At 28.1% G+C, this 3,568-nt stretch carries 4 protein-coding genes; 2 read left to right on the top strand and 2 right to left on the bottom strand.

Features of this window, described 5'->3' with window-relative positions; all coding sequences use genetic code 11:
• Nucleotides 1-891: glycosyltransferase family 1 protein (locus ACVC2P_RS19890; RefSeq protein ID WP_452600196.1), on the bottom strand; the 891-nt coding region annotated here is incomplete at its 3' end.
• A 47-nt stretch (nt 892-938) separates the two neighbouring features.
• Between ACVC2P_RS19890 and ACVC2P_RS19885 the strand changes: the two genes are divergently transcribed.
• Both ACVC2P_RS19885 and ACVC2P_RS19880 read left to right on the top strand, forming a co-directional pair.
• The gene (locus tag ACVC2P_RS19885; protein WP_452600195.1) at nt 939-2,045 is read left to right on the top strand and encodes a glycosyltransferase; all 1,107 of its coding nucleotides are present in this window, start codon (nt 939-941) and stop codon (nt 2,043-2,045) included.
• Between the two features lie 22 nt (nt 2,046-2,067).
• Nucleotides 2,068-2,484: a sugar 3,4-ketoisomerase gene (locus tag ACVC2P_RS19880; protein ID WP_452600194.1), complete on the top strand. Its 417-nt coding sequence runs from the start codon at nt 2,068-2,070 to the stop codon at nt 2,482-2,484.
• Between the two features lie 6 nt (nt 2,485-2,490).
• On the opposite strand, the gene ACVC2P_RS19875 is transcribed toward ACVC2P_RS19880, so the two are convergent.
• Nucleotides 2,491-3,378, bottom strand: a complete 888-nt coding sequence (locus ACVC2P_RS19875; RefSeq protein WP_452600193.1) for a glycosyltransferase family 2 protein — start codon at nt 3,376-3,378, stop codon at nt 2,491-2,493.
• Between the last annotated feature and the right edge of the window lie 190 nt (nt 3,379-3,568).

The raw sequence follows: 3,568 nt of genomic DNA, 5'->3' as shown, positions 1-3,568 counted from the left end.
AGCCTCTAGTGCGTTATAGCCTTGATCGAAACTATAAACTTGATCCATTAAAATATGCGCATCATTATAAATTTTTATGTAGGCTTCATACGGAATATTACAAGTACTTTTTATAGACACTTTATTGGGGAACTTCTTAGCAATAATCTTTAATGCCTCATCAATGATTTCACCTCCTTTTTTTATAGTATTACTTTTATTAATACCATGAAAAATAGTTATTTTCTCATTAATCTCTAATGGAGAATAAATAATAGTATCTGTATTTATAGGATTTGGAATCATCCCTAAATATTTTGGATGATTTAATAGCGGCAAATGGTAATCAATATCCGAAGCAATAACGCCATTTATATTATTAAAAATAAATGAGTGTAATTTATAATGAGAAGGACTTAAGTATTTAAGAACAAATTGATATTCTTTAGTCAAACCCATTTCATGATAAGGAGTCATAATAGAATATCTAATTTTTTTATCATAAGCATATTTTACACTACTATAATCTGTGCCACAGGATAACAGAAAAAGTTTTTTATTTTGTTTTAAAACAGCTTTTAAAAAACGAATTTCTAACTTAGTACTCGTGTTAACAACCTTTTCATTAATTAATTGTACAACATCGAAGTCTTTTAATTTAGGAAGAGTAGCTTTAAAATTACAGTAGTTTTCTAATTCATGTAAGTTAATACCAGTAAATTTTAAAATTAGTTTACTTAAAACCTTTAGAGCGCTATATTTTAAGACTTTAGATTTAATCTTAATATCTGCTGGGTAATCTTTAAAACCATCGCCAGTACTAATAAGAGTTACCTCGTGTCCTAGTTGTATTAATCCTTCTTTTAATGAATTATGTAACCTACTATACTCTCCTATTAATAAAATCTTCATTCACTATATTTGTTGGAAATATTAAATAAGTTTGCTAAAAATAACCAATGCAAAGTAATAATAAAAAAAAGATATGTATTGTAGTGTCTTCATTAGGAAGAGGAGGAGCCCAAAAAGCATCGGCAACACTGTCTAAAATGTTACACGCTATTGGTTATAAAGTGCATATAGTTAGTGTTTTAAATCAAGTAGAGTACGATTATAAAGGCACGCTGTTTAATCTAGGAGAACTAAAAGATAAAAAAGACACTTTTTTAGGCAGGTTAGATAGACTTCGTAAATTTAAAACGTATTTAAAAAAGCATCAATTCGATTGTATAATAGACAATAGAGCGCGAGTGTCTGCATATAGAGCGTTTTTAGTAAGTAAATTTATTTATAAAAACTGCCCTGTAGTTTATGTTATTCATAACTATAAAACAAGTCATGCCTTTTCTCGTTACAATTGGTTAAGTAAATTGCTCTATAAAAATGAAAATATGGTTGCGGTCTCTAATGAAGCAGCAACTAAATTTAAAAAGAAATTTAGTTTAAAAAGAGTGACAACAATTTACAATGCTTTCGATGATAGTAATGTTAATAAAGAAGATAAAGGCGTAACACCGCAAGAATTAAACTTAGATAAATATATTATTTTCTTCGGAAGGATTAAAGATAAACACAAAAACTTAAAACTTTTATTAAACGCATATAAGGTATCAAAACTTTCTGCGTTAGACTATAAATTATTAATATTGGGAGACGGTGAAAATTTACAAGAAATTAAAGATTACACCGCACAATTAAATCTAAATACAGACGTTGTTTTTAAAAGTTATGTTGTTAATCCAGCTTATTTAGTCGAAAATGCCAGATATACAGTTTTAACAAGCAGGTATGAAGGGTTTCCTATGGTTTTAATAGAATCTCTGTCTTTAAAAACACCAGTAATTTCAGTAAACTGTAAGTCGGGGCCAAAGGAGGTAATTATTAATGAAGAAAATGGACTGTTAGTTGAAAATTATAATGCAAATGCTTTTGCAGAAGCCATGAATAGGTTAGTGCTAGATGATACACTATATCAAAAATGTAAGAATAATGCCAAACAGAGCATAGCACGGTTTTCAATGGAGCGTATAGCACAAAACTGGAAACAATATATAGAGCAACTATAAAGCAAAAAAAATAAAAATGTAAATGAAAAAAAATACAATCGATTCTACAACCGTTATAGAAATCCCAAGAATAGTAGACGAAGGAGGGAGAGGAAATCTATCTGTTATAGAAAAAGACTGTTTACCATTTAAAATAGAACGTGTTTATTATTTATACGATGTACCTATAGATGCTTATCGAGGAGGACATGCTCATAAAAACTTAAAACAATTTTTATTACCATTAAGTGGTAGTTTTGATGTTATTTTAAAAGATGGAAAAAATACTAAAACAGTAACACTTAATAAACCTAATAAAGGCCTATTAATAGTTCCTGGAATTTGGCGAGAGTTAGAGAATTTCTCTTCAGGAGCTGTGTGTTTAGTATTAGCTTCAGATGTTTATAAAGAAGACGATTATATTAGAGATTTTGAAGAATTTGTTGCTGCTAAAAAGTAGTCTAGATTAAAGAGAGTTTACTTTTTTTGAAGTATAACACATGTACGAAATTTTATAAAACTGTAAAACTCCAATTAAAGGTCTGTCACTTGTTAAATTTAAACACATAATTGGTTTTAATAGTTTATACAAACTACTAAAAAATGAAATTAAGTGGTAGCGTTTCAATTTAAGGTATAACAACAATAGGTCATTGCTGTGGGCTGTAATAGTATTAGAATTATATAAGTGAATTAAAGTTTCGGCAGCCTGTTCTTTTTTCTTTAAATAATCTTTACTTTTCTCAATACCTAAATGATAGACTTCATTATCTGTATGGAGTACTTTAATACAATGTTGTTTTAGTAAGGCTCCAAAATAATTATCGTAGCCATAACCTTTTCCATTCATTTTAGTATTAATGGTTTCAAAAATAGATTTTCGTATTAAATAATTAGCAGAAATAATAACTTTATATGGGTTATGGTTTCTTTTTACAGAAGAGACTTGTTCTTTTGTTTTTCCATATTTCCAACGTAAAACATAATTTTTTTTAGGCTTATCTTTATAATAAGCAAAGCCTCCAAAAATAACATCGTAACCTAGTTTTGTTTGCAATATATAATCATGAATAAAAGAGCTTTTTTTTGGAAGCACATCTGCATCAAGAAATAATAACCAACTGTATTGCGCTTTACTAGCTAAAAACTGTCTAGCACTCACACGCCCTACATTGAATTTATTAATTAAAACCTGAGTGTTTGTTAAGTTTAAACTGGTATTTATATGTGTAGTACTACCATCTTCAAGAATAATGATTTCAAAATCGACAAGACTAGCTTTTAGTTGCTTGTGTACAGTTTGTAACAGCGCACTTATGTCGTAATTATATGTGGGAATTAATACCGAAATCATACATGATATATCTTCAAAAGTACACCTTTTCTATATTCAATAATAACGTTTATGTCTTTTTTTAAAAATAATAGTCAGTATTGTTTGGCATTTCTTACAAAAATATTCATTGGAGCTTATATACCTTCATATTTTGAAGATAATTAAAGAGTAACTTATATGAAAAAAGAAAAAAAATAAGGTTTTGAAA

Source organism: Pontimicrobium sp. MEBiC01747 (assembly GCF_053601635.1).
The sequence above is the reverse complement of the archived record's forward strand: the minus strand, read 5'-3'. Positions and strand labels throughout refer to the sequence as shown.